At 60.5% G+C, this 21,164-nt stretch carries 18 protein-coding genes and 5 pseudogenes; 15 read left to right on the top strand and 8 right to left on the bottom strand.

The features are described 5' to 3' along the window. Positions 1-241: 241 nt before the first annotated feature. Positions 242-1,243 (top strand): hypothetical protein, encoded by a 1,002-nt coding sequence (locus NKJ11_RS32940; protein WP_352795123.1) that lies wholly within the window; start codon positions 242-244, stop codon positions 1,241-1,243. A gap of 24 nt (positions 1,244-1,267) precedes the next feature. Next, positions 1,268-1,810, top strand: a complete 543-nt coding sequence (locus tag NKJ11_RS32935; RefSeq protein ID WP_352795122.1) for a HEPN domain-containing protein — start codon at positions 1,268-1,270, stop codon at positions 1,808-1,810. On the opposite strand, the gene NKJ11_RS32930 is transcribed toward NKJ11_RS32935, so the two are convergent. Next, a complete protein-coding gene (locus NKJ11_RS32930) occupies positions 1,753-2,103 on the bottom strand; it encodes a hypothetical protein (RefSeq protein WP_352795121.1) in 351 nt (116 codons plus the stop codon). The two genes, NKJ11_RS32935 and NKJ11_RS32930, sit on opposite strands and share 58 nt — an antisense overlap. Before the next feature lie 230 nt (positions 2,104-2,333). Here NKJ11_RS32930 and NKJ11_RS32925 point away from each other — a divergent pair, with 230 nt between their 5' ends. From NKJ11_RS32925 to NKJ11_RS32910, 4 genes and pseudogenes are all read left to right on the top strand, one after another. Further along, positions 2,334-2,615 (top strand): Y4lK-related protein, encoded by a 282-nt coding sequence (locus tag NKJ11_RS32925; RefSeq protein ID WP_352795120.1) that lies wholly within the window; start codon positions 2,334-2,336, stop codon positions 2,613-2,615. A gap of 407 nt (positions 2,616-3,022) precedes the next feature. Then, entirely contained in the window at positions 3,023-3,931 is a 909-nt protein-coding gene (locus NKJ11_RS32920) for a BRCT domain-containing protein (RefSeq protein WP_352795119.1), read from the top strand. Positions 3,932-4,282: 351 nt separating this feature from the next. Next, a pseudogene (locus NKJ11_RS32915) lies at positions 4,283-5,032 on the top strand (ImuA family protein). Next, positions 4,977-5,987, top strand: a pseudogene (locus NKJ11_RS32910) (Y-family DNA polymerase); the annotation flags it as partial. The pseudogenes NKJ11_RS32915 and NKJ11_RS32910, both read left to right, overlap by 56 nt. Here NKJ11_RS32910 and NKJ11_RS32905 read toward each other — a convergent pair. Beyond that, positions 5,981-6,212 (bottom strand): annotated as a pseudogene (locus NKJ11_RS32905) (MucR family transcriptional regulator); the annotation flags it as partial. The pseudogenes NKJ11_RS32910 and NKJ11_RS32905 overlap by 7 nt on opposite strands. A gap of 308 nt (positions 6,213-6,520) precedes the next feature. On the opposite strand from NKJ11_RS32905, the gene NKJ11_RS32900 reads away from it, so the two are divergent. Continuing rightward, positions 6,521-6,787: a DNA -binding domain-containing protein gene (locus NKJ11_RS32900; RefSeq protein ID WP_352795125.1), complete on the top strand. Its 267-nt coding sequence runs from the start codon at positions 6,521-6,523 to the stop codon at positions 6,785-6,787. A gap of 197 nt (positions 6,788-6,984) precedes the next feature. On the opposite strand, the gene NKJ11_RS32895 is transcribed toward NKJ11_RS32900, so the two are convergent. Further along, complete coding sequence (locus NKJ11_RS32895) at positions 6,985-7,374, bottom strand: hypothetical protein (protein WP_352795118.1); 390 nt, start codon at positions 7,372-7,374, stop codon at positions 6,985-6,987. Between the two features lie 175 nt (positions 7,375-7,549). Here NKJ11_RS32895 and NKJ11_RS32890 point away from each other — a divergent pair, with 175 nt between their 5' ends. Together NKJ11_RS32890 and NKJ11_RS32885 are read left to right on the top strand one after the other, a co-directional pair. Beyond that, positions 7,550-8,026 carry a UCP036055 family protein gene (locus NKJ11_RS32890; protein ID WP_352795117.1) on the top strand — a complete coding sequence of 159 codons (477 nt, stop codon included), beginning with the start codon at positions 7,550-7,552 and terminating at the stop codon, positions 8,024-8,026. Continuing rightward, positions 8,023-8,801, top strand: a pseudogene (locus tag NKJ11_RS32885) (DUF7007 domain-containing protein); the annotation flags it as partial. The gene NKJ11_RS32890 and the pseudogene NKJ11_RS32885, both read left to right, overlap by 4 nt. Positions 8,802-9,007: 206 nt before the next feature. Here NKJ11_RS32885 and NKJ11_RS32880 read toward each other — a convergent pair. Then, positions 9,008-9,310: an alkylphosphonate utilization protein gene (locus tag NKJ11_RS32880; protein ID WP_352795124.1), complete on the bottom strand. Its 303-nt coding sequence runs from the start codon at positions 9,308-9,310 to the stop codon at positions 9,008-9,010. A 509-nt stretch (positions 9,311-9,819) separates the two neighbouring features. Here NKJ11_RS32880 and NKJ11_RS32875 point away from each other — a divergent pair. The 3 genes from NKJ11_RS32875 to NKJ11_RS32865 all read left to right on the top strand — a co-directional run bounded on the left by NKJ11_RS32875 (position 9,820) and on the right by NKJ11_RS32865 (position 13,085). Continuing rightward, the gene (locus tag NKJ11_RS32875) at positions 9,820-10,407 is read left to right on the top strand and encodes a hypothetical protein (RefSeq protein WP_352795116.1); all 588 of its coding nucleotides are present in this window, start codon (positions 9,820-9,822) and stop codon (positions 10,405-10,407) included. A 334-nt stretch (positions 10,408-10,741) separates the two neighbouring features. Next, positions 10,742-11,668 carry an ArdC family protein gene (locus NKJ11_RS32870; protein ID WP_352795115.1) on the top strand — a complete coding sequence of 309 codons (927 nt, stop codon included), beginning with the start codon at positions 10,742-10,744 and terminating at the stop codon, positions 11,666-11,668. A gap of 1,108 nt (positions 11,669-12,776) precedes the next feature. After that, on the top strand, positions 12,777-13,085 hold the full coding sequence (locus NKJ11_RS32865) for a DUF736 domain-containing protein (RefSeq protein ID WP_023819777.1): 309 nt from the start codon (positions 12,777-12,779) through the stop codon (positions 13,083-13,085). A 191-nt stretch (positions 13,086-13,276) separates the two neighbouring features. Here NKJ11_RS32865 and NKJ11_RS32860 read toward each other — a convergent pair whose 3' ends face one another. The 3 genes from NKJ11_RS32860 to NKJ11_RS32850 form a co-directional block, all read right to left on the bottom strand. Continuing rightward, on the bottom strand, positions 13,277-14,572 hold the full coding sequence (locus NKJ11_RS32860) for a DUF2130 domain-containing protein (protein ID WP_352795114.1): 1,296 nt from the start codon (positions 14,570-14,572) through the stop codon (positions 13,277-13,279). 166 nt (positions 14,573-14,738) lie between these two features. Next, positions 14,739-15,326, bottom strand: coding sequence for a DUF309 domain-containing protein (locus tag NKJ11_RS32855; RefSeq protein WP_352795113.1), 588 nt, complete (start codon positions 15,324-15,326; stop codon positions 14,739-14,741). A gap of 629 nt (positions 15,327-15,955) precedes the next feature. Next, positions 15,956-16,360: a hypothetical protein gene (locus tag NKJ11_RS32850; RefSeq protein WP_352616731.1), complete on the bottom strand. Its 405-nt coding sequence runs from the start codon at positions 16,358-16,360 to the stop codon at positions 15,956-15,958. Between the two features lie 343 nt (positions 16,361-16,703). Here NKJ11_RS32850 and NKJ11_RS32845 point away from each other — a divergent pair, with 343 nt between their 5' ends. Beyond that, on the top strand, positions 16,704-16,976 hold the full coding sequence (locus tag NKJ11_RS32845) for a hypothetical protein (protein WP_352549342.1): 273 nt from the start codon (positions 16,704-16,706) through the stop codon (positions 16,974-16,976). Positions 16,977-17,824: 848 nt separating this feature from the next. Here NKJ11_RS32845 and NKJ11_RS32840 read toward each other — a convergent pair. Then, on the bottom strand, positions 17,825-18,625 hold the full coding sequence (locus NKJ11_RS32840; RefSeq protein WP_352795112.1) for a phosphotransferase enzyme family protein: 801 nt from the start codon (positions 18,623-18,625) through the stop codon (positions 17,825-17,827). A 99-nt stretch (positions 18,626-18,724) separates the two neighbouring features. Between NKJ11_RS32840 and istA the strand changes: the two are divergent. Both istA and istB read left to right on the top strand, forming a co-directional pair. Beyond that, a pseudogene (istA, locus tag NKJ11_RS32835) lies at positions 18,725-20,291 on the top strand (IS21 family transposase). Continuing rightward, positions 20,224-20,952, top strand: a complete 729-nt coding sequence (gene istB, locus NKJ11_RS32830; protein WP_027038551.1) for an IS21-like element helper ATPase IstB — start codon at positions 20,224-20,226, stop codon at positions 20,950-20,952. Before istA ends, istB begins: the two are co-directional and overlap by 68 nt. Positions 20,953-21,164: the final 212 nt, after the last annotated feature.

The raw sequence follows: 21,164 nt of genomic DNA, 5'->3' as shown, positions 1-21,164 counted from the left end.
AATCCGCGACGCCTTGCCACGCTTCACCGCCGAGGAGTGCTCAAACTACTTCTGCGCCGCAGGATACGAGCCTGAGTGATCAGATTCTGCTCTAGGACTTCACCTAGGATGCCAAGTTTCGATGTGCGGCGAACCCGTGCAATGATATCTTCCATTCCGTACCCTCGAGAGGCCGCTACATTAGCTTTCCTGAAACGAGGAAGTCGTACTCTGCTCTTTGCCCCAGCGGAAGGAGGCTTCCTTGGAAAACCATGTCGATCGGCGGGTCATTCTTTGTCCTGAGGCCGAGTACAAGAACCTCTACGAGTGGTCAGTCCAAGAGGTCGGCGCAAATGGCAATAAAATTGACCGCGATCAAATACCTTGGGAATGGACACTCTATTTCAAGGCAACCGAACTGACTCTGCATGACACGTTGACCGTCGGGTCTCTCATGTCAGGTGCGCCCCACGACGAGATCAACACTGTGATCGCGAAGCAGAGCATATCCGCGAAACTGCACCCTTTCGGCGCGGCGCGGCCTCCCTCCTACTCGATGTTCGGAACCGGCCGGACAATTACAGACATCAGTCTTTCGATAATTCCATCCGCCGTCAACGACGAGCAGGAACAATGCGTGGCTTGGGGTGTCGTAAGCTACACCTCGGAGATTGATTTCCGCGAAGAAACCACGCCCGACTGCATTGGCTTCTACCTGTTCGTGCGCCCTGACAGATTTGCGCGGTATGCGGAGATGGTCGCCAGCTCTGCCTTGGAGGAGGTGTTATTCTTTGTGGGTCGGGTGCCCGGCTTCTATTCCGATTGGTCGCCATCGACCTCAACAAACCGGATCAAGATACTGGCCGACAAAAACGCCCAGAAGATCGAGATTCCACCCGATTGCGAGATCGATCCTCCGCGCCTCGGTCGAGCGCAATACGCACAGCTCAACATTCGCCATGCGGCCGATCTTTCGAAGGCGACACCGAAAACGCCGGAGGGGACGGCAGGCGAAATACACGGCAAGGGCAACGCCGAAGGGCAGGCCGACGGTGGCCACGCCGCGGCTGCGGAAGACACGGAGGAGTGGACTGATAGGGATGCAAGTCCGAAAGACTTGGCTGACCCGATTGTTCAGGCTCAACCCGATCACCGACCGTCAGCCGCGGACCCTCAAACGGTCGGCCTCCTGTCCTCCATACGGATTGCAGCGTGGGTCATTGCCGGCCTCTTGCTATTGTTACTGATCAACTTGCGGCTATAGCTCTTAGGAAATGGCACGCGCTATATGGCGATTGAAGAACGCAAATATCCCGGTGAGCTGGCATCCCCGCAGCAGGTTCACGAGCTGGCGGAGGAATACCGCAAGGCGGCAAACCACCTGCTTCAACTCGGCCGACCCGGAAAGCCGCTTACCAGAGCGCCGTTCCGATTGGCGGCGATCCATGCGATCGAACTCTACCTGACCGCGCTTTTGCTGCACCGTGGGCACAATGCCAATCAGGTCCGAAAACTGCAGCACGACCTGTCGAGACGCACGGAGCACGCCCTAGAAGCGGGCCTGCGCCTTCGCGCGAAAACAGCCAAGCATCTCCAGTCTCTGAGCCAGAACCGGGAATATCTCGTCACCCGCTACGGCCCGGAACTGGCCGCCACCGCCTCGCAGATAAACCGCCTCACCGCCACCCTTGAAGAGGTGGCGGCAAAGGTCACGGCATTGCTCGCGCTACCCGCCAGATCACAGCAGGCAGACCCAGCTGCCTCCGGCGAGGTTCAAGGCCAGGATTCAACGGCCTCCTCGTCTGCTGCGACAGCTGATCCAATGACATGATGCACCAGGAACACGTCGACGAGGTACGCAGCCTCGTCCCGTGAAATCGGCAACATGTCTGCGGTGATTTCATTATCGACATAAGACTCGGCATCCCAAAGGGTGCGAGTTAGCTCCTCGTTGGCCGGCTCGATCCGCTCAATAACCCTTTCGAACGCGGCATTTGCGGTCTCAATAAGCACAGCCCGGTCGGCCCCGGCGACTGGCAGGGACGCAATAACGGCATGGGTATCCATGACGAATGTTTCCTTTTTGGAATGGCGGTCTCTTGCCTCAGCACTTTCGGTCGCCATGCCGACGCTGGTTCTTGAAGGGGTGGCTCGTCGAAGCGCCAGGCGCCACCTTGTGCTTACATGCGCAGCCGCAGAATACGCGAGAATTCGGCAGATGCAATCGAAGGTTCCTGCCGAAGAATTTGCTGCCGGATGCAGATCACGGCGCATAGCCTGTACAACCAGGCAGTTTGCCAGTGCACGCGGTGATTGATAATAAGACGGGAGGCACGTGAGGAGAGACCCTCAAAATGGCAGACAGGCGACTCATGAAGGCAAGCGACATTCCTGCCTTCGTAGACAGAGTGATCAAGGCCGGCTGTGACATCTGTGCCATCGGTCATTTCAACTATTGCCTGGGCGACATCGAGGAAATGGTGGCGGCGGAGGATGAACTCCAGCGCATAGGTGAAGAATTTGGCGATCGCGATTTTCTGCTGACTGAGATCGTCGCCTACTTGCGAACCATCGGGCGGTACATTGACCCCGGCTCGGGGCTCTCGCATTGGTCGGAGAACGGAAGCGCCCAGTAAGCGCTTCTCGACCTTGACCTTCCCTAATCGGGCCTATGACCGCCTTCGCAGCAATGATCCCGCCAGTTTCCCGCCGAGGCGGGTCTGTAACCCAAGCCTGATCCCCGGCGCCGCCGTCGCGCGTCCCGTCAAGCGCTGGCGCGCGCAGTCCGCAAGGGCTTGAGCGGAGCGTCCCTTGAGGACGAGCACGACTGCGCTAGTGACAAAGCAGCGTCGGCCGCTCCGGCGACTTCGGGCTGGCTGATCCCTGGTGGGTCCAGAGCATCATCTTTCGTCGGCCGCTCAGGAACTGGGATCACGAAGAGCGAAACTCGGCTTCGGCCACACGCGTTGTCTTGGCCGGCGGATAGATGAAGGGTTTGACTTCTGATACACAATAGAAATCTATACAGTCGAGGGGGGCGACAATGGTTGAATTGTTCCGGAAAGGGAGTGGTACACTCGAACACGAGGGGCCCGCGCTCGGGAGAATCCATGCGCAGGCAAATCACCGCAAGGCGTTGGGGTACTGGCTCGGATTCTTGAAGGGCGTGATGGCCAGCGAGCGGGTCGAGCGAGCGGAGATGCCGCCCCTCAGGGCCGAATCTGAACAGTTCCTGTCCCTTCTTCACGACGATGATGCTGCCGAACTCATCCGCGATCTGGACATCTGGGGTGACGCGCCGGAGGAGGTCTACGCCGTCCTTGAAACAATAATCGGCATACGCTCGCGGGAGTTTGCGGTCGCCAATGACAAGGACGAAGTCAACGAGTTCTACGGGTTCTGTGCCGGCATCGCCTGCGACAACTCCATCACACCGACAGAGGTCGAAAAACTGCTGACCAGGTTGGATTCGAGTGTGGTTCTGCTGAAGGATAGCCGCGTGGCATCTCTCGGAGAGACCGCCAGAAGGTCCATCGCAGACGGTCGCATAACCGCCGAGGAGGCTGAAGACATATGCGGGTGGATTTCGCGTCTTGTCGGCGACAGCGCGACAGACACGGGGCTGGCTACCTTCGGCAACGTAGGTGTCATTGACGGCGCCTTGGAGGATGCAAGCCAGTTCGTGATTCCGAACCGGATGTTCGTCCTTACGGGAAAATTCGTAATCGGTCCTCGAAAGGTAATCGCCGGGATGATTTTCGAACGCGGTGGTGATTGGAAGGAGACCGTCTGCGGCCGGACCGACTACCTCGTCGTCGCGGCCGAAGCATCTCGGGACTGGAAGCACAGCCACGAAGGCACGAAGATCATCAAAGCTATGGAGCTTCGCCAAAAGGGAGGTCGGCCTGATCTAGTTCTTGAGCCGATGCTAGCCAAGGCGTTGGATCTCTAACCATCCTCTGGAAGCTCAATCTACACACTCATTGGACACTCGGACTCCGGATAAAGTTCGAATCCGGCCACTGCGACTATAAGAACAGGGGTCCTTAGTCACATCCCCAGAGGTGGCTATGAAGCTTCTAGCCGCATTGTAGCCAATGTAACGGAAGCCTAAGCGACGCGGTGCGGGATTTCATTGCCATTCGCTTCAATTGCTTCGGCGACTGATCTGGCACGGCAAAGGCCCGAGCATCGAATGCCTCCTTCCGCAGGGGCACGACATCATCCGGTTGACTCCAGCCAAGACGAGAACAAATGTAGAACATATCGCGGGCTTTCTGCGTTTCAAGGGTCAGATGAGTGTATCGGCGCCCCTGCTGCCATTTCCGAGCTTCGAGACCGCATTGCGCGTCTCGAAGGCGGAAACGCGCGCGCCCGCACGGTTTTGCCGTTCGGAGTGGTCGCGATCGACAGTGTACTGCCGGGAGGGGATTGGTCTTTGGCGGTCTGCACGACGTCGCGGGTGGTGGAAATGGCGCCGTCGATGGCGCGGCCGCGGCACTCTTCGCTGCCGGTATTGCCGCGCGCACGGTTGGCAAGGTGCTGTGGTGCGTTACCCGGCCCGATCTTTTCGCGCCTGCGATCGAACAGGCCGGCCTGCCTCCGGGAAGGGTGATCTATGTCGAAGCCGGCGACGAAAAATCAGTTCTCGCCTGTTTCGAAGAACGCCTTCGTGGCGGTTTTGGCCCTGTCGTTGCCGAGATTGCCCGGCTTTCGATGACGGCCTTGCGGCGGCTTCAGCTTGCCGCCGAAAGCTCCGGCCGCCATCGGGATCGCCATTCGCCGCTGGCGCCGCCAGACGGAGGCAACCGATTTCGGCAAGCCGACCGCCGCCGAGACACGCTGGCGGGTGTCGGTCCTGCCGTCGACACCATTGCCCGTTCAGGGGGTTTGGGCGCGCAAGATGTCAGCTCGAGTTGATCCGATGCCGAGCAGGAGAGAGTGCGGATTTTACAGTGGAGGCATGCGATGCCAAGGTCGTATCGCTCTTCCTTCCGATGTGGCCGACAGACCGCTTCAGAAGGAAATCGGGCGACACCGCGCCTCCGCTTGAGACGCCGCTCGTTTTGATCGGCCGCGACGGCCGCCGCCGTGTTGTGCTTGCCGCCGACGGGGCAGCGCGCGCCGCCGGTCTGCGTGTCGGCATGCCAGCGAGCAAGGGGCAGGCTCTCGTCCCGGGTCTCGCGATTCATGACGCTGAGCCCGAGGCCGACGAAATCGCACTCGAGCGGTTGGCGCTGTGGGCGCTGCGCCGCTACGCGCTGATCGTCGCTGCCGATCCGCTGGACGGCATCGTGATCGATACGACCGGCGCCGACCATCTGCATGGCGGCGAGGCGGCAATGCTCACCGATATGGTAGATCGTCTTGCGCGTCCGGCTTCGCCGCGCGTGCCGCAGTCGCCGACACCTGGGGTGCCGCCCACGCTCTGGCCCGCTTCGGTACACGGCAGACGCGCTTGTGGTTCCATCCGGCGAGATTGCAAAAGCGATCCTGCCCTTGCCGATCGCTGCCCTTCGCCTTCCCTCCGCGACGATTGACAGCCTGCGACGGCTTGGCTTCGAGACAATCGCTGATCTTGGCGGCAGGCCGCGCGCGTCGCTCGCCTTGCGTTTTGGACCGGAACCCGGCCGTCGTCTCGACCAGGCTTTTGGACGGATGAGCGAACCGATCGAGCCGATCCGGCCGCAGGAAATCGTCGAAGCGCGCCGCAATTTTGCCGAGCCGATCGGCGCGGCAGAAACAATTGCGCGCTATCCGGCAAGCTGGTCGCTGAACTGTGCGCCTCACTCGAGACGCGAGGGCTTGGCGCACGCCGGCTCGATCTTCTGTTCTTCCGCGTCGACAATCGCATCGAGGCGATCCGTGTCGGGACAGCAATGCCGGTGCGTGACACAAAGCGGTTGACCCGGCTTCTCGCAGATAAAATCGAAACTATCGATCCAGGGTTCGGCATCGAGCTGATGCGGCTTGCCGCGACCGTTGCCGAGCCGCTGCGGGCCAAGCAGATGATGTAGTCCGGTGTCACCGACTTCCTGATCGGGACTGCAGGCGTAAGGGCAACCGGCACTTCTGCAGAGACACCTCCGGCCGTCCCTTTCAGGGCCGCGTGCACTTGGCCGATGAGGGCAGGGAGATCCCCCACCGGGATCGGATTGTTGGAGACATAGGCTGAGACGACATCGGCGGTGAGCTCGACGAGGGTGTCGATTTTTTTCGGCTTCTTCTGTCATGAAACTCTCCAGGCGGCGTGAAACACAGTCGGCGAAGCGTCGCTTCATGGTGGCGGTCGCCACCGAAAGCAAATACAGCCCGGCAGGACTATCGCGATGCTCGTCGGCACCGAGGACGGTCTTGAGCTTTTTGCAATTCATCCCTAACCTGGGTTGAACCGCTCAGAAGATGCGCATATCGCCTCGAGCGGGCGCTTGCGGGTCATGATCGCGATGTTGTCTTGGCTACGATGTTTCCCATCCGCTTGGTTAGGCTGCGAAAAGAAACAATCGCTCTCAATCACTTACTTCCGGAGCCCGATATCATGATGAAATATCCAGAGGTTAAACCAGGTCTTAAAGAAGAAGTGCCCTGGTCTGACAGCCTGACCACCTACGACCGTCAGCACTTCACGACCTACCTGAGGCTCCTGGATGCAGGTGCCGATGAGGCAAGCTATGGGGAGATGGCGCAGGTCATCCTCGGCATCGATCCGGTGCAAGAGCCGGAGCGCGCCCGGAAAATCGTGCGAAGCCATCTCGATCGGGCGAACTGGATGGTGACGACCGGTTACAAGGAATTGTTCGCCGGATGAGGGCGAAAAGGGGGCGACACGCTCCGCTTGTCAGATGTGGATACGGCGCCCGCGACAAGACCGGTCTGACGGTCGGGGCTGCGGGAATTAGTTCAAATTGAAAGACCTCAGTTCTTTGCTCGACATGACCATCGACTAGATGGCCGGCGACTGGTGCGAGTACCAGACCCGCCACGCTGGACGACAGCAACACGACGTCAACCAAACCCGAACCGCCAATATGAAAAGCCAACCATGCTGGCAGGACAATTCCGACGCCAACGATAAAGAAAAAAGCCGATGAAAAAGGTATAAACAGCGGGTCTTTCCGAATCGTCAAGCGAGACACTTTCCCGGCCTCCGATCAAGCTTGGTGTTTTGCGCCGCTTGTCAGTTCCCCGGCTGCTTGAATATTCGCCCGGTTCCGTGCGGCCCTTGTCGAGCATTTCAAGGAAGGCCGCTTCATCCACCCGTCGGCGCGGTTTTGGCCTACTCCGGAAAAGCTGACCTCCTGGCTGAAGAAGAACGAGGCCAGGGAACAGCCTGACGACGGCACGCCGGAGGACCAGGACGAGCTCGACGGCGATGCGATCGTCGATCCTGCACATGACCATGTCGGCGACGATGACGCTGCGCAGGACGAGGACCTCACCGACGAACAGATCGAGCCTTACAAGGTGGCCGTCGAGTAGGCGGCTGCGCCTTACGTTTCCCTTCGAACGATCGTTCCGCCGCCGGCACATCACCGGCGGCGGTTCTGTTCACCATGAGACGGAGAAAACTATGTCCGCCCAATTAATCTATGACCTTGTTCCACTCGCATCCATCGTGACTTATTCCGACGGATCCCCACGCCCGCCAGAGCGGCATCGCAAGAAGCTCGCAGCCTGGGAAAATCGCAACGGCGGCGGTCGCCTTATCCGCAAACAGGCCGAGGCCCGCGTCGGCAGTACGACGCTGCCCGCCTCGATCACCCTGCACAAGGGCGACTATGGCAGTCAGGGAACCATTGTGCTGCGCGTCCACCAGACGTTCTCGGTGAACAGCGACCTGAAGTTTTCGGTCAAGGAGCGACCCGCAATCGGCTCCGTCCTGGTGCTCGACCGCGCCGGCGACGATGCGGAGCTTGTCCATCTTGCCGCCAATCGCGCGGCCGCCGAGGAATGGCTTGCTTGCCACGGCTATTCGAACGCCGTGTTTCAGCAGGTCACGGCCGACACGGTAGCGGCGGACACCATAGAAGGGAGGACGGCAGCATGACTGCGCGAAGTTCTGAAACCCATGTCGTCGAAACCCCCGGTTCTCCGGGAGTTTCTTTTGGCCGAAGCGTCGAAGGTTATCCCGTTGCGCTTGTCGGTGAAACGGCGTTCGCCATGGCTCCGGGCCGCGATGGCCGGCACTATCTTGTCACGGGCTGGCGTATCCGCCGGCCTATGGCCGAATGGACGCTCGGCGATTTCTACGGCCATGCCGGAGAGCTTGCCGACGAGGCGGCATTTCGCGCGCATGTCGAGGAGCGCGCTCTCCACCAGCGCCAGAGCGCTGCTCTGGGACGTCGCGAGATCCATTCCCGTGCCCACACGCCATGGGGAACGCGCAGGGAGCGACCGTCTATGCCGAGGGCGTCGTGGCTCACTCAACGGCAGGCCATGGCGGGTTCCGTCTGTCGACGGAGCGAAATCGCAAAGTCCATGACATGCTCCGTGCCAATGGCGGCTGGTATGAAGAGGACTGCCATTGGGCGGCCGTCGCCCAAGCCTTCCCCCAGCTCTTCACGGACTTCGAGAAGGCATGTGCGGAAACGACGATCCGCGACTGGTACCCGGATGCCTGGGAGATGATCCACGGGAGGGTGCTCGAACCCGGCCAATCCGCGAAAAAGGACGAGCGGGCATTTTTCGAGAAGCATACCGATGACTGGGTCGTGGTGTCGGCGATCCGTTCCGAGCACCAGCCCGGTTTCACCGAGGTTATCGCGACCCCTGGCGGCAGGCGCGGACCGGGCACGGAGGAACGTCGCTTTCAAGCCCCAGCGTACCGACCCCCAACGCCGAAACACTGCTGATGCCAGGACCTTTCTGGAACGGTATCGATCGAACCTTGCCGCGATCACACAGGAAAGGCAGCACGAAATCGGTGCGCTCTCACGCAAACTGGCGAGCCAGGACGCTGCAATCGCGGCACTGCGTGACAGGATCCCGCAGGACCTGCTGCGCGCCTAATACTGGTGCCTGCTTAGCGCTAGCGTACGAATTCGCTTCGCAACACCAGCCCCTTGATCGCATCATGGCGGCAATCGATTTCTTCGGGATTTTCGGTGAGCCGGATCGACTTGATCACGGTCCCCTGCTTCAGGGTCTGGCCGGCACCCTTGACCTTGAGGTCCTTGACGAGGACGACGGAGTCGCCGTCGGCGAGCACATTGCCGGCGGCATCGCGTACTTCAATTTTCCCGGCAGAAGCTGCAATGGCAGCCATCTCCGATGCTGGTCGCCATTCCCCTGTCGTGTCGTCATAGACGTAGTCGTCATTCTGATCGGTCATTGCTGCCCTCGTTTCGGAGTTGAACACGCTACGCTGCCAGCCGACATGGGAGCAGGCCAAAGAGTTGATCCGCAGCGGCGGACCGGCGCAGCTCATCTATACCGGCAGGAGCCGAAGTTCAAACCGCTGACGTCCCTCGCGCAGCCTGGCGGGCAGGCGTATTGGCGGCGGGAATGAACACTGCATTTCCTCGCGCATGCCGATGTCCGAATTCATCCCTTGCCGGTCTTCCCGGGGGGTTTGCTGCGGTCTGAACCGGCGGCTGTTCGCTTCAAGGCCGCTATCGCGCCGCGGGGCGGCCGGATCCCGCCGATCTCGGCAAGGCTGGCCCGCGTCCCGCGCAGGGCCAGTGAAGAACTGACCCCGCTTGTCCGCAAGCCAACCTCGCTCGCCTGGCAGGCTCCGGACCCTGAAGCGTCCAGCTTCCGCCGGTTCCTTTTGACCGCACCCGCAGGAAAGACCGGCAAGGGCCGGAACACCTGAAGGGCATCGCTAGAAAGGAAAGCTCAATGTCCAGTTCAACCCGCTCCACCAAGGCCAAGGCCCGCGTCGTCCAGCTCCGCAAGGGCACAACCCTCGAAATGGTCCGGCTCTGCTGCCCGGATGGCCACCAGGCCACCCTCATTTCAGAAAGCTTCGGCCTCTCCATCCTCGACAGTGACGGCATCCGTGAATTCCACGAGCGCAGTCTGACCGAAAGCGCCGATACGCTCTCCGAGGGCCTTTCCGAAAAGGCCATGCAGATCCACCTGCAAAGAATCGTCGGGTCCCATGTCGGCTCCGCCTTTGGAGCAGGCCAGTTCTATTCGAAGGCCGTCACCGAGGCGAAGAATGCCACGGCCAAGCTCGCCAATGACACCCGCGACGAGGACATTGACGGTCCGGTCGGCTTCGACAGCAAGGCCCAACGCAAGCGCGAATTCGCCGCCGAAATGGGCCTTCAGGCACATGCCCTGCGCATGGCCGCCGAGGGCGCCGTTGCCGCCTACGAGCACATCGTCGGCGAGAGCTGGAAGCCCTACGAACGCCAGACCGAGAACCCCGGCCAGACCGTCAACCGGCAGGCAGCCGATCTCCAGATGGCGGCCCTTGGCTAACTGCCATCGGGCGGAGCTTCGGCTCCGCCCGATCTTCTCATACTGAGGCTGGCGTCCGTTCGGGAGCCGGCCTCTTTGCTGTGCCAAAGGCACCCGGCTCAAAGATGGACACGGCAAGTGATTAAGACCGCGCCAATCGCGGCCGTCACGAATGATGGTCCTGCTCCGGTCCTCGTCCCGCGAAACGGCTGCGCCGTCCTCCACTGACGTTGCGGCCCGCAAGCGATGGTTCTCAGCTTCCCCATCGATCCTGCGCGGGTTCGCGGACCTGCGGTCCTGCGCGTGCGGACCTCGTGACGGCCGCGATTGGCGCGGCCTCGAATGGAGGTTTGAAATGGACAGAAACAACAACAAGCCCCGCGTCGACATCTACGCGAAAATCACCGATCGTATCGTCGCGGATCTGCAGAAGGGCGTGCGTCCCTGGGTCAAACCGTGGAGCGTTGCGAACACGACCGGTCGCATCACACGGCCGCTCCGTCACAACGGCCTGCCGTATCAAGGGATCAATACACTGCTTTTGTGGTCGGAGGCGGTCGCGAGGGGCTTTGTCTCTCCGGTCTGGATGACGTTCAAGCAGAGTGCGGAGCTCGGGGGTCATGTTCGCAAGGGCGAGACCGGCTCTATGGTTGTTTATGCCAGCCGGTTCACTAGGACCGAAACCGACGCGCATGGCGAGGAAGTCGAGCGGGGTATTCCGTTCCTCAAGGCCTACACGGTGTTTTGCGCCGACCAGATTGAAGGTCTGCCGCCGCACTATCATGCGGCACCAGAGCCTGCCGCCGATCCTGTCCAGCGCATCGAGCATGCTGACCGTTTTTTCGACAACACCGGAGCGGTTGTGCGGTATGGCGGAGACAAGGCCTATTATTCTCCCTCTTCCGACCATGTGCAGTTGCCGTCACCGGAATTTTTCCGGGATATGGCTTCATTTGTCGCTACGAGAGCGCATGAGACCCTGCATTGGACATCGGCTCCTCACCGGCTGAACAGGGACCTCAGCCGCTACCACAAGGACCGCACGGATCGCGCGCGCGAAGAATTGCTCGTGGAGTTGGGTGCTGCAATGCTCTGCGCGGACCTCGATATCGTCCCCGAGCTCGAGCCGAGGCCCGATCATGCCGCCTATATTCAGGGCTGGGCCAGCCTGCTGGGCAGCGACAAGCGGGCGATCTTTCAGGCAGCCGCCCACGCACAACGCGCGGTCAATTATCTCCACGAATTCCAGCCGCAGGCGGAAGAATTGGGGAGGGCGGCCTGATGTTACGCTCTCCGCTGTTGCAAGGGGAGAGCGCCGAGCCCTCCCCGATCCGCTTTCGCGTCATCAGTCTGGGCGCCGGAGTGCAATCGACCCCTTCGTCCTGATGGCGGCACACGGTTATTTTTGCCCTATATTCGCCGATACTTGCTGGGAAGCGGCCGTGTCTACGACCATCTTCGCTGGTTGCCTCGCCGAATGTGCTGCCCTTTGCGCGAAATCTCCCCAACGTCGCTGAGGGCAAGCATCGGGCATCGATTCCCGCTTTACCTCGGCACCGTCGACCGGGATTTCCATGCGGAGAAGCCGAGCCGCGAGACCATAGAGAAGCGCATAGCTCGGCGGGATTGCCTCAACTAGGTCGACATCTTGACGTGGCCGGCTAAGGCCAGCTCGACCTTTGGCCAAATGAAGGATGTGCGGCGTGTGATGGTCCAGTTTGGCAAGCGTCGTTCGCTCGGCAGAGCACATCAGGGTGAGGCCCCGCCTTGCGGCTGGCCCCGTTCGGGCGGTAACCCGGGGCCGAACCCTGATGTGCCGGCTGGTGCCGGTGTCCAGCCCAAAGATGGCTATCGATGTCCGCTATGCGGCCGCTCCTGCTTGAACAGCAGATTATCGGGCTCCTGGGACTCGCCTCGCGGCCCGTCATCGTTCCAGGAGGCGGGTGCGGCTCTTTCCGAGCTGTCCGTCGTTCTACAATGACGCGTGACGGGGACGGCCAGGCTTGATGGTGCCTGACGTTAGTCGAAGTTGCGGTGATCATGCCGATGGGAGCTCGACCGTCGTCTGGCCGGCGGTTTCATGGAAAGGCCCACCACCCGCGTCCTCGATGGGGCTGGTCTGACCGAAGGCCGTCTTCGCTGCGCTACGCCTCGTTCTCAAACCCGCAACAGCCGGTCGCGACTTTCTTCCCCTGACGGCTGCACCGTCATTCCGCGCGGAACAAGAAAGCCTCGCCCTGGCTGCCCTTCACTGTCGTTGCGGCCCTAAGGACCACCCCATTGCGCACACGCAAATGGGACCCCGGTGGGTGCGGGCCGATCGCCTCCGGTCCATCGACCGCCATCGAGGTCGCGGTGGTCGCGGCCCGAGAAACTCACGGAGACGACAAATGGCTACCATCGGCACATTCACCTCAAACGGCAACGGCTTTTCCGGAGCCATCAAAACCCTCAACCTCAACGTCAAAGCCAAGCTGATCCGCGTCGAGAACCCTTCCGACAAAGGCCCCCACTTCCGCGTCTACTCGGGTAGCGTCGATCTCGGAGCCGCCTGGCAGAAGGTCTCCAACGAGGGCCGCGACTATCTCTCGGTCAAGCTGGACGACCCGAGCTTCCCCGCTCCGATCTACGCCACCCTGATCGAGGTGGAAGGCGAGGAAGGCCTGCAGCTGATCTGGTCTCGCCCCAACCGGGACTGATCGCCTCGACGAGGGCTCCGCCGCAAGGCGGGGCCTTCGGCCGTTCCCAAACCAAGCCCGCAGGCGGAACGAGAAAGCGTGACGAAGCGATGGCTGCGGAGCAGGGGCTCGGGTCCCGTCTTCTGGTCGCGTCTCAGTTGGGATCAGTCGTTGTGAGGAGTCCTGATCGCCTTGGCCGACCCGAAGGCCTCCTATTCAGTTTCAGGCGAAGAGGCTTCAAGCGCCAGCACATCCAGCCCCTCAATCTCCTGCATCACTTTTCCGGCGATACCCTGCAAGTCACCATACATGCCGACAGTCGACTCGATCACCCCTTGGATCTGCGCCTCGCGCTTGGCCCACAGGCGTGTTGTGACCTTGCGTTCCTTGGCGAGGTCCTCCTGCATATCCGAGAATTTCTCTACGATCGCCTCGACACGGTGGCGGAAGCGCGGACCGGTCAGATAGCCGTAGACCTGTTCCATTTTTGTGGCCTGGCCGTCCTGGACGAGGCGGGAGTTCGCCAGTTCGATCAGGGATTGCCGAAGCATGATGGCGATCGGGATCGCACACTTGGGATGGGCGACATAAACTCCGTCCACAAGATCGAAGGTTTCCACGCCGGGAGGCAGTGCTTCCGAGATCATCAGCGCAATATCCGCTTTCGCGGCTCGTTGATCTCCTCTGAGTTTCCCAAGCCAGCCCTGGCTCCAGTTCTTGGTGCGTTTCGATTCCCACAAAATGGCGCCGCATGGCTGGCCGGCGGGTCCGACCACGCGGTGCAGGACATCTCCGCCGAACTCGCCCTTGGCGACCGGTTCGATGGTGTCCATCGGGAACCGGCTGGCAATGAGGGACTCGAGCTCAAGCTCGAGGACCTCGCCCTGCAGCTGCTGAGAACCCTGTTCCGCACGGCGCTTCAGCTCCTCGATCTGACGCTGCATGCCGGCGATCTGTTCTTCTTTTTCCGCAACCTTCATTTTGAGGCCGTCTTCGGCTTCGGACCTCGCCTTTACGCGAACGGCGTCCAATCCCTCCTGGATCTTCCTTTCGATGGTCAGCGCCATCTCGCGCTTTTCATCGTCAAGCGCACGCTGCTGTTTGAGAAATTCCGCCTGTTGCTGCTGGGCCTCGGCGAGCTTTTCGTCGCGCGCCTTCAACGTCGCCTCCAGCTCGGCAAGCTTGTTATCCCTGTCCTCCAGGTCTACCGAAAGCAGCAATTTTGCCTTGCGTGCTTCCTCGACCGCGATTGCGGCACGCTCAAGCTTGATTTGCTCAGCGACCTGGTTGCCGATGTCCTCTTTGGCGGCATCCATCGCGGCCTGCTCGCGTTTAAGCTTTTCCTCCCGGGCCGCCATGGACGCGTTGCTCTGCTCCAAACGCCGTTCATAGTCCTCGCGAGTCGCGGCAATCAGCGGCGCCGCGAGCGACTCGTTGAGCTTGATCTCCGTTTTGCAGCTTGGGCAGCTGATTGTCGGTTCACTGAGAATCCTGGGCTGCACAGTCATTTGGCGCGCTGACTCACTGAGGGCTGATGTAGTTTCAGACTATATATAACCGCTCTTTTTTGGAAAAGAACAAAGAGCGAACAGGGGTGTTATCCCCAGCGTAAGGACGGAACGCCGATTTCGTCGTCGGATTCCCGGCAAAACGGCACGGTGAATCCGCCGTCTTCTACGAATGACTGTTTCTCTTTTGCGATCTGATCGGCATTCCGCGGGAACGTGACCCGAGAATGAAATCAAACACGGCTTGAGGCTGACCCAGCGCTGTCGCCTGCAAGGCTGCCGGAATCCTTGCTGCGGCTTCGGCCTGTTCGGCAAGCACGGTGAGTGACATGCCGAGCGCGCATTCGAAGGCGCGATCCGGCGCGTTCATCAGCCGACGAAGGAGCGCCGCGGCGCGTCCGGCATGACGCACCGCCGCCGCATGCTTGCCCTCGCGGATCTTCACGCCGGCCGCCGATAACAGGATCAATCCCTTGAAGAGCATCCGAAGCGGAGCGCCTCGATCTGCAACCTGCCAAAGACCTTCCCAAGCCTCATGGGCTTCCCAGTAATAGCCATGATTGAAGAGGTCGATACCCCAGAGGAACATGTCCGAGTCAAGCGACGCCTCTTCAGCAATCTGAATTGCTTCGCTGTGATAGCTGTGTCCTGCAGGATCGCGCACGGGATGCGGCTGCCGGCCGGGAAGATACGCATAGGACGGAAAATTCTTTTCCGGTAGCCAGCGCGGGCGCAACGTCGAACCAATAGCCATCAAAGACGCATTTTGTCACTTGGCAATCGATTACGATAGAGGTGATTTGGCCGCGACGGGCGGGGCCCGCAGGCCGGTCGCCCTCGTCCGGTACTCTGGAACAGGAACCCACCCCTTGCGGGTTGTCTCCAGGCAGTCTCGTGTGCCTGCGCGTCTGCCGCCCAGCGCAGCTTGAAGGGTGCTCCCGACCGAGCGGCGTCAGACGGCTGGCCTTGTGACAGCCCCGACGCACAGCCCGGCCGTACCGCGCGGCAACTTCGAGAGCATCTCATCTAACCCCCACATTTCTCCGCTATTCCGGCGATACATTCCTCGAGTCGCTCCAGGCGGAATTTCGCAATGCGAAGTTCGTTCCCGGCTTCGAAACGTCGATGGCGTCCCTGAGGTGTGGTCGCAATGAGGTTGCGCTCAAGTTCGGCAATGTGCGCACGCACCTGTTGGGCATCGTCCTGACGCAACGCCTTGATCCATCCACGCCCGCGCATCAGTCTTCCTGCCAGCACCCCCAAAGTCATGCCCGAGTTATGCCACCGAGACCCTAATTTGCGGCAAGCCGAAACAGTCGAAATTTAACTTCCGCTAATGCGCATTCATCCGGTGGAGCGGGACCAGGATCGGGTGAAGAACCTCTAGCGGCCCTGTTCGATTGAACTCGTGCCCTTGGGCGCGAAGAAACACGTCCATCTGAACCTCTGGTAGGCCTCGAACTTCATGTGAGGAATGATCGTTCGATAGAAGGTCATCAACCGCTCACAGAGATGGTAGCGATCATCGGCCGAGGCTTGGACGCGCTCCCTAGGAATAAACCACTCTGGCTCTTGTGGCTCATTCAGATAGGAAGGGCGAAGCAGCCTGACGTAATAGCCGTCTTTCGTCTCCCTGACATCGCGAGAGTCTATCGGATGGCAATCTTTGTTGCCGCAGCAATCATATTGCAGAACCGGATCAGTCTTGCCGGTGTACCAATCGTGAGCATCCGCATTGCCAGTTAAGACAAGCCACGCCAGCGCGATACGTCTTCGTGGCTGTCTCATGACATCCCCCACATGCCGCATAGAATATATTAGCTCAGTCTAATTGTCATCCTGGAGCCGCATGCATGCGGTCGAAGCCCATTTGCCTCCGACAAATGTGGCCACAGCTCCTCCTGACCAGTGGTCGGCGGCCGAGACGCAGACGTGGGCCAGCTCACTCGCCTTCGACGACATCACCTGGGTGAAGCTCGGATTCATGCTTGTCGTTTGACGCGCCATGCTTCATCAACGGGCACTTTGCTGAACGATGCCTTTTCGCGAAACGCTACCCTGTTTTTTCGCTGAAAGCTCGCTCACCAACGGCGTTCGATGCGTTGAGTGTGGCTTGGGAGAGTGAGGACGCTTGCAGATCTTTGACAGGATCGATTCCCTGATAGACGCAGGCGATTGTCGGGCCGCGATCCAAGAGGCGCGCGCCTTGCTACTTCAATTCGAACAAAGGTCCGATGCGCTCACACATGCGATCGACGACTTTCTGCTCGATCTCATGACACTGGCTTTCATTGTTGAATGTTATGGACGCGGCTTTGAACTTCTGGCGCGAACGCTTGCCCGTAGAAGACTGGCAAAGGTCAGGCTTTTGTCGGAAGGGGTCGATTTCGCCAGGGAGAAATGACACCAAAGCTTGCTGGCTGAACCGGCGATCGCGCCGCGTTCCACACAGTGACGAAGGCAATCAACGACGTTCGGCCGCCAAAAAAATAGGGCCATCGGTAAACCGAGGCCCTTTAGGTGTGAAGGTCAAAACCTTCAGAGGGGAACAGCTGATACGATGGAATGGGAGGAAACCATCGCGTGCATCAGCTGTAGGCTTAATGGCTAAAAGTTGTGCAATGCGCAAACACGTTTTGTGCAATGCAGCTATGCAAGAACGGAGAGGGTCCCTCTCCACCCTCAAAACTTGCGCTTGGAATGTTTGTGCTGCTCGCAGGTGCTGATGAGGGAGATCCTGACGCTCGTGCACCTCCAGCAGGAGCAGAGACGATCATCGCTCGATCGGCGGTTTCGATCTCGAATGTGAGGGTCAGCGCTTCGGCGGGGAGCTACCGTTACAGCACCATGCCGATGGGGACCGGCGCGGATTACGAGATCGAGCCCCCCATGACCGTGACGCCGCTTGGGCCGTCCCGCCCTCGAGCCCGCCCTCGACGGGTGAACGGGAGCGCTTGCGCCAGCTTTTTATGCGCCCGCAGGCTCGTGTCATACCAGTCGCGTGATAGTGGTGACTTTTGCGTTCACCGGCGATCTGGCCGAGAAGCGTCGTCAATTCGCCGAGGTGGAGGCAACCGACATCGAGCGCGGTGACGAAGGCGAGGTCACTTGTACGTAGGGCGCTTCCGATAGCGGATGAATTTCGCTCCGGTTTGGACGGCTCGAATTACTCATTATGCGATCCAACTTCCGCGTCGCGAAAATTCCCAGTATTGTTTCAGATGATAAGCTGACGTTTGCTACGCATCAAACTCAGGAGTGCTGCGACAGGGCGAATACGTTCGTCGCCTTTTGAAACGTCTCAGCCCACAAATCATTGGTCAACGCACAATAGCGCGCGAGAAACAGCAGCGAGCGGACTTCAGCAAGGCCCATGAAAAGGGGCAGCACGTCGAGCTCAATCTTCGACAACGGGCGGATCTTTTCATATCCGGATATCAATGAAGCGACCATCTCACCGGAATTGGGGCTTTCGGCGCGCGCTAAGTGCCATGCCGCCGTGCCGAGGTCGAGAACAAGAGGGCCGTGCCCAAAATCATCAAAATCGAAAAAGTGGACCTTCCCATGGTGAACGCGAGTATTGCCTGTCCAGGCATCGCCGTGACACAGGCCGGCTGGAAGGGAGTGCAACTCAGATCGCCGCAAGCATGCCAGGTAGTCGTGCTCAATCACTCCCGAGACTTCGCGGCTCTCAAGGATGGGAGAAAGTGCCAGCAACGTATCTTGGACTATCGCTATCGGCTCAAGGCTTCGGATGTCTCCGCCAATGGCGGTTGGCATAGCCAGGTGCAGGTGCGCGATGAACGCTCCAAACTGCGCCATACCAGCAGGTGTAAGCTCGATCGGGTCCCCTTCGACACTTTCGAAAAGGTAGGCATGACGAAGGCTACCACCACATGCCAATTCAAGGATATGGGCGGACCGGTCGGCCGTGGCGACAGGTTGGCTAACACCCACATCCGCGCGGTCAGGAAACTGCGTCAGCAGGGTTACCTCGGCAATGATCTGCGAAAGGGGCCTTCCCGATGCGCGGTAGTGTGAATCGGCGTGCAAAATTGACCCCATAAGCCGGGGAATCGGCGTTCAATTTTGACCCCCCTGATGCTTTGATTTGCGACCATCAGCTCGTCGTAGCGAGCGGATGGTGTGGGGATGAAGTCGGTGGATACGATTGCCCGGGTTCGGCGCGCCTTCCATGTGCAGGGATGGTCGCTCAAGCGGATTTGCCGCGAGCTGCATGTGTCGCGGAACACCGTCCGCAAGATTCTCAGATCCGATGAGACATCGTTCTCCTACGAACGCGAGCGGCAGCCCAAGCCGAAGATCGGTCCGTGGCAGGATCAGCTTGACGGGTTTTTGAATGGCAACCGTGGCAAGGCGGCGCGCGAGCAACTGACACTGATCCGGATTTACGAAGAGCTTTGCAGCCTCGGCTACGAGGGAGGCTATGACGCCGTCCGCCGATATGCGAAGAGCTGGGCGAAGGCGCAGGGGTCGGCGATGTCGGACGCCTATGTGCCGCTGTTCTTCGCGCCGGGCGAGGCCTACCAGTTCGACTGGAGCCACGAGATCGTCCTGATCAACGGCGTGACGGTGACCGTGAAGGTCGCCCATGTCCGGCTCTGCCACAGCCGCATGATGTTCGTCAGGGCCTATCCGCGGGAGACGCAGGAGATGGTGTTCGACGCGCACGACCGGGCCTTTGCCTTCTTCGGTGGCGCCTGCACGCGCGGCATCTACGACAACATGAAGACGGCGGTGGAAACGATCTTCGTTGGCAAGGACCGACAATACAATCGCCGCTTCATGCAGATGTGCAGCCACTATCTGGTGCAGCCGGTCGCCTGCACGCCGGCGTCGGGCTGGGAGAAAGGTCAGGTCGAGAATCAGGTCGGGCTGGTGCGCGAGCGCTTCTTCACGCCCAGGCTGCGCTTCAAGACCTATGAGGAGCTGAACGCCTGGCTGCATGACAAGTGCGTCGCCTACGCCAAGGCGCACCGTCACATCGAACAGCCGGAACGAACGATCTGGAACGTGTTCGAAGAGGAGCGCGGCAAGCTGGTCGAATACCGCGGCCCCTTCGACGGATTCCATACGGTGCCGGCCTCGGTGTCGAAGACCTGCACAGTTCGCTTCGACAACAACAAATACTCGGTGATGTCGACCGCCGTCGGCCGCCCGGTCGAGATCCATGCCTATGCCGGCAAGATCGTCATCCGCCAGGACGGCGTGGTCGTCGCCGAACATGCCCGCTCCTTCGGCCGCAACGAGACGGTCTACGATCCCTGGCACTATGTTCCGGTCCTTGCCCGCAAGCCCGGTGCACTGCGCAACGGTGCGCCCTTCCAAGGCTGGGTTCTGCCCTCGGCGATGGAGCGTATCCGACGCAAATTGAAGGCGGCGCATGACGGCGATCGGCAGATGGTGTCGATCCTGGCCACGGTGTTGACCGACGGCATTGATGCCGTGGAAGCCGCCAGCCAGGAGGCGCTCGATCAGAACCTCTGCTCCGCCGCCGTCATCATCAACATCCTGGCGCGGCGGCGCGATCCGGCGCCGGCCGTCACCATTCTCACCCCGGACGCTCTTCGCCTGCAGCACGAGCCGCAGGCTGACTGCGCCCGCTACGACAGCCTCAGGAGGGCAAGCTGATGGAACGCACGCAGGTTCTGGAACTGATGGGGACGCTGAAGCTCTACGGGATGCGCGGCGCCTATGACGAGGTCATGGCGACAGGCATCAAGCGCCAGCACGAGCCGCCGAGGATCGTCGGCGATCTGCTGTCGGCCGAGATCGCCGAGAAGCAGGCCCGCTCCATCAAATACCAGCTCACTGTCGCCAAGCTGCCGATCGCCAAGGACATCGATGAGTTCGACTTCGACGGCACGCCGGTCAACGAGGTGCTGGTCCGGGACCTTGCCAACGGCACCTTCGTCGCCGACCAGCGCAACGCCGTGCTCATCGGCGGCACTGGAACCGGCAAGTCGCATCTCGCAATCGCCATTGCCCGCGCCCTGATCCGCAACGGCTCACGTGGCCGCTTCTTCAACGTCGTCGATCTCGTCAACCGGCTCGAGACCGAGCACCGCGGCGGCAAGCAGGGCCGTATCGCCGATTACCTCACCCGGCTCGACTTCGTCGTGCTCGATGAACTCGGCTATCTTCCGTTCGCGCAAGCCGGCGGGCAATTGCTCTTCCACCTGATCAGCAGGCTCTATGAACGGACCTCGATCATCGTCACCACCAACCTGGCGTTCGGCGAATGGCCCGCCGTCTTCGGCGACGCCAAGATGACGACGGCGCTGCTCGACCGTCTCACCCATCATTGCGAGATCATCGAGACCGGAAACGAATCCTGGCGCTTCAAGAACCGCGCCTGATCACCTGCCAAGCGCCATCCGCGCTCGCCCGGGCTGCGCAACCCTGACCAGCTCCGCCCGGGCGAACGCTGACCGCCGCGCATTACATAAGGGGGGTCAAAATTGGACGCCGATCGAGGGTCAGTTTTGGAAACGATGACGTAATTGCTGCCGTCGCTCCTTTGAACGAAGATTCGGCTGACGGCAAAAGCCGCCGACCATTGAGATCGAGG

The sequence above is a fragment of the Mesorhizobium sp. M0243 genome (assembly GCF_040321775.1).
Classification (GTDB): domain Bacteria; phylum Pseudomonadota; class Alphaproteobacteria; order Rhizobiales; family Rhizobiaceae; genus Mesorhizobium.
Note: the sequence above shows the minus strand (reverse complement) of the source record. Positions and strands in the feature narration are given on the sequence as shown.